The sequence below is a fragment of the Yoonia sp. genome, assembly GCF_042093035.1.
GTDB lineage: Bacteria > Pseudomonadota > Alphaproteobacteria > Rhodobacterales > Rhodobacteraceae > Yoonia.
Window position 1 is genome coordinate 1 of record NZ_JBELFI010000147.1, and the last position, 4,896, is coordinate 4,896.

Consider the following 4,896-nt stretch of genomic DNA (forward strand, 5'->3'; position numbering starts at 1 on the left):
ACCAGTTGCGCGTCAAAGAACAACTCCACCCCAAGGCCGTCGCAGCTCGGGCAGGCCCCGAAGGGCGCGTTGAATGAGAATAGGCGCGGTTCAATCTCTGGTATCGTAAAGCCTGACACTGGACAGGCGAAGTTTTCCGAAAAGGTGATCCGCTCCGGTTCGCCCTCTCTGGGCGCAGTTTCAAGCACGGTGATACCATCGGCCAGATCAAGCGCGGTGCGGAAGCTGTCGGCGAGCCGCGTTTCAAGTCCTCCGCGGACAACAATCCGGTCAACGACCACGTCAATGTCATGGCGAAATTTCTTGTCCAACGTGGGCGGTTCATCCAGTTCATAAAACTGGCCATCCACTTTGACCCGCTGAAAACCCTGCTTGCGCAACTCCAGAAATTCCTTGCGGTATTCGCCTTTGCGGTCACGAACGATCGGGGCCAGCAGATAACCGCGTGTACCCTCGTGCAGTGCCATGACACGGTCCACCATGTCCTGCACCTGCTGCGCTTCAATCGGCAGACCGGTTGCAGGGCTATATGGTGTTCCGGCGCGCGCAAAGAGCAGGCGCAGGTAGTCGTAAATCTCCGTGATCGTGCCGACGGTCGAGCGGGGGTTCTTCGAAGTGGTCTTTTGCTCAATCGAAATCGCAGGCGACAGACCGGAGATGTGATCCACATCCGGCTTTTCCATCATGTCAAGAAACTGACGCGCATAGGCCGACAGCGATTCCACATAGCGGCGCTGCCCTTCGGCATAGATCGTATCAAACGCGAGCGAGGACTTGCCGGAGCCTGAAAGCCCCGTAATCACAACCAATTGGTCGCGCGGAATATCAACATCGATATTCTTCAGGTTATGCTCACGCGCGCCGCGTACTTCGATGTTCTTCAGCTCAGCCATTTCTTATCCTTTGGTCTGCGACACGACATAAGCCACCGCAGTCGAGGGTCCAATGGGTTGATAGAACATTAACGGAACATTTGGAAATAAATTCGCACCGCCAAAAGCAGAGGCCCACCAATTGGCGGGCCTGCAATGATTGTTGGGATTTCACCAATCCTACATGTGGATGACGCGGTCATAAGCGTCGAGCACGCTCTCGTGCATCATCTCCGACAATGTAGGGTGCGGGAAGACCGTGTTCATCAAGTCCTCTTCTGTGGTCTCTAGCTGGCGACCGACGACATAGCCCTGGATCAACTCGGTGACTTCTGCACCTACCATATGGGCGCCCAGAAGCTCACCTGTTTTGGCATCAAAGACTGTCTTTATCATGCCCTCAGGCTCCCCCAGCGCGATTGCCTTGCCATTGCCAATAAAGGGGAAACGGCCAACCTTGATATCATAGCCAAGTTCCTTCGCCTTCGCTTCGGTATACCCGACAGAGGCGACTTGCGGATGGCAATAGGTGCAGCCTGCAATGCTTTCCGGCTTGACCGGATGGGCATGTTTGCCCGCGATCAGATCGGCAACCATCACGCCCTCGTGGCTGGCCTTATGCGCGAGCCACGGCGCGCCCGCGATGTCACCGATGGCATAAAGACCCTCAACACCAGTGCGGCAGAATTCATCCGTCACAACATGGGTGCGATCAATCTTGACGCCCAATTCTTCCAGACCCAGCCCTTCAACATTGCCCACGATACCCACCGCTGAGATAACAGTGTCGAACTCTTGCTTCTCGATCTTTCCGCCAGCCTCGATATGGGCCGTGACCTTGCCTTTGCCGCGATCAAGCTGCTTGACCATGGCTTTTTCCATGATCTTCATGCCCTGCTTGACGAATTGCTTTTTCGCAAATGCGGAAATCTCCGCGTCTTCAACGGGCAAGACACGGTCCATGACCTCTACCACGGTCGTGTCGGCGCCCAGCGTGTTGTAGAAGCTGGCAAATTCGATGCCAATCGCACCGGAGCCAATCACCAACAGTTTCTTGGGCATCTGTTTTGGCTGCAATGCGTGCTTATAGGTCCAGACCAGATCACCATCCGCCTCAAGACCCGGCAGCTCACGCGCCCGTGCGCCGGTGGCCAACACGATGTTTTTGGCCGTCAGCTCATCATTGCCCTTTTCGCCTTTGACAGAGACCTTGCCCTTGGCCGGGATCGTTGCCTCACCCATAAAGACGGTCACTTTGTTTTTCTTCATCAAATGGCCGATACCACCGGACAATTGCCCGGCAACGCCACGGCTGCGTTTGACAACAGCATCAAGATCATAATCAACGCCAGTGGCCTTCAGACCGAATTCCTTCGCCCGGTGCATCAGATGGAAAACCTCAGAGGAGCGCAGCATCGCCTTTGTCGGGATACATCCCCAGTTCAGGCAAATTCCGCCCAGGTGTTCGCGTTCAACAATGGCCACCTTCATGCCCAACTGTGCGCCTCGGATCGCAGCCACATAGCCACCCGGTCCGGCACCAATTACGATAAGGTCAAAGTTTTGCGCAGCCATAAGTTCAGCCCTCCAGTTCCAAATTTAGTTGAACACTAAACTACTTTCCGCACCGGCGCGAGTGACCTCGAGTCATATCTGCTACCCACCCGCTGCATGAGCGCCTATTTTGCGGCAGACTGCTGCGCGCGAATTGCCGCACCGTAGCCCCCGGCATCCAAAAACGCCTGTTCGGATGCTGTTGTTTTGCGGCCCAGAGCTTCATTGCGATAAGGAAAACGGCCAAAATCACGGATCACCGCACGATGTGCGCAGGCATGGTCCTGGTTGTTCAATCCGGTCTCAGGCATCCTTGAATGGATTAACCGCACGGCGCGATCCTGATTGCAAAGGTTTTCCGAATGCATCAACGGCAGGTAAAAGAACTGTCGCGCCGGCTCATCTATTTTTTGGTCCCAATTGCGGTCAATCGCCATTTTGGCAGCCGCCAGCGCCAGATCATCCGTTGCAAAGGCACCCGCTTGATCGCGAAACATGTTGCGGGGAAACTGATCTGTCAGAATGATGTAGGCCAATGTGCCTGAAGGATACGTCAGCCACAGCCCAAGTGCCCCGTCGGTCGCTTCCTGCCATGTATCAAGAAATTTCTCGCGAATTTCTGCATCAAATGCCGGATCAGACCGATACCAGTCTGCGGGTGAACATTCATCCAGCCAAAAGGCCAGCACCTCTTCGGGGGTTGCCACGGAACCGTTCCCTTCGCGTGTTACGTTACTGTCACAATTCGAACCAGAGAAAAGACTTTCTGACAAGGGCTTAGTTTCGCCGCAGCACTCACATGAGGTTTCGCAGTGACATCTATCGTGACTGCCTAGCTCGGGTCATTTGTCAGTTGCTCCTCTTCATAGGTATAGGCCTCTTGCGCCAGTTCCGCCGCAACAGAGGTAGAGGCCGCAGAGACCAGCGCATACGGAACCTGCTCTTCGATATCCAGATCACTTCGGCTGCGTTGCGTGGAACGGTAGATGCCCCAGGCACCCACTGCGAACATCAGCAGACCCGTGAAAAGCCAAAACCCGTTGTTTCCGATCACATCCATCATCAAACCAACCGTCAGCGGCCCCATAATCGCGCCCACACCGTTGATAAACAACAATCCAGCAGAGGCAGCCGCCATATCTTCTCGCTCCAAATAGTCGTTCGCATAGGCGATCAGCAGCGCATAAAGCGGGTTGGAGGTGCCGCCAACAATCGCGCCACTAACGACAATCAACACGAATGAACCGGGCAGAAGAAAGGCGATCATTGATCCTGCCGCCCCCAACAACGACACCCAGATAATCAAGACCCGACGATCCATCCGGTCCGAGATCCAGCCAATCGGATATTGCAGCACCAGCGCCGAGATATAAATCGAAGACACAAAGAAAGAGACTTCCGCAACGCTCAGCCCGACGCGGCTGCCATAGACCGCCGACATGCCGAATTGTGCCGAAAACACCCCGCCCAGCATGAACATGCCGACGCAAGCCAGAGGGGAAGCCTCTATCAGGTCCCTGATCTTCATTGGCTTGGTTGCCTCGAATGCGGGCATCGGTTTAACCGACAGCAGCACGGGCGCAAAGGCCAGGGAAACCAAGATCGAAGGAATAATGAACAGGACGTAGCCGGAAATATCGCCTGTTGTCACAATCCATTGGGCGAACACGATCCCCGCCATCTGCACGATCATATAAAGCGACAGGGATTTGCCCCGGTTTTCATTGCTTGAAGCATCGTTCAGCCAGCTTTCAGCAGTGATATACAGGCCGCAAAAGCAAAATCCGATAATCACACGACCAACGGACCACGCCCAGGGATCGACCAAAACGGGGTACGAAATCAAAACAGCCGACACCATCGACCCCAGCGCCGCAAAAACGCGCACATGTCCGACGCGCCGGATCAACTGCGGTGTGTAGCGCGAACTAAACAGAAACCCCAGAAAATACGCCGACATCACGATGGAGAGTGAGAGCGTGCTGAAGCCTTCGACTTCGCCGCGCAGGCCAAGCAGGGTCCCCTGCAGGCCGTTGCCGACCATCAGCATGAACATCCCGACAAACAAAGCCCAAGAGTTGGTGAAAACCTGTAGCATGACGTGTGCCCTTTCGGCAGAACAGAACCGCCCTATCACACGATTCTCACCGCATTACATCACCCATAAACGACCTCGTCGCGTCTGTTCACGCCGCGCGGTTAAGGCAACAGAAGCGAGCTGTCTCCGTATGAGAAAAAGCGGTATTTTTCCATGATCGCATGGTCATAGATCGCGCGGATTTCATCCACCCCCATCAGTGCGGATACCAGCATCATCAATGTCGATTTTGGCAAATGAAAATTGGTCATCAAACCATCGGCTATCTGAAACCTGAAACCCGGCGTGATGAAGATATCCGTGGGGCCTGTCCGGGGCTGCATCTGCCCATCGCGCGCCGCACTTTCGATCAGTCGCAGCGCAGTCGTGCCG

At 55.0% G+C, this 4,896-nt stretch carries 4 protein-coding genes and 1 pseudogene; all 5 read right to left on the reverse strand.

Features of this window, described 5'->3' with window-relative positions; translation table 11 throughout:
* Positions 1–893: pseudogene (locus tag ACFDSS_RS13415) on the reverse strand (excinuclease ABC subunit A); the annotation flags it as partial.
* A 159-nt stretch (positions 894–1,052) separates the two neighbouring features.
* Positions 1,053–2,447 carry a dihydrolipoyl dehydrogenase gene (gene lpdA, locus ACFDSS_RS13420; RefSeq protein WP_375256235.1) on the reverse strand — a complete coding sequence of 465 codons (1,395 nt, stop codon included), beginning with the start codon at positions 2,445–2,447 and terminating at the stop codon, positions 1,053–1,055.
* Between the two features lie 104 nt (positions 2,448–2,551).
* Positions 2,552–3,133 carry a DUF924 family protein gene (locus ACFDSS_RS13425; RefSeq protein WP_375256236.1) on the reverse strand — a complete coding sequence of 194 codons (582 nt, stop codon included), beginning with the start codon at positions 3,131–3,133 and terminating at the stop codon, positions 2,552–2,554.
* 125 nt (positions 3,134–3,258) lie between these two features.
* Positions 3,259–4,524, reverse strand: coding sequence for an MFS transporter (locus tag ACFDSS_RS13430; RefSeq protein ID WP_375256237.1), 1,266 nt, complete (start codon positions 4,522–4,524; stop codon positions 3,259–3,261).
* 101 nt (positions 4,525–4,625) lie between these two features.
* Positions 4,626–4,896, reverse strand: a 271-nt coding sequence (locus tag ACFDSS_RS13435; protein WP_375256238.1) for an S-adenosylmethionine:tRNA ribosyltransferase-isomerase, incomplete at its 5' end; no start/stop codon positions are given.

Coding starts and splice junctions, on each gene's coding strand:
- lpdA (WP_375256235.1), bottom strand. CDS start 2,447: ATGGCTGCGCAAAACTTTGACCTTATCGTAATTGGTGCCGGACCGGGT.
- ACFDSS_RS13430 (WP_375256237.1), bottom strand. CDS start 4,524: ATGCTACAGGTTTTCACCAACTCTTGGGCTTTGTTTGTCGGGATGTTC.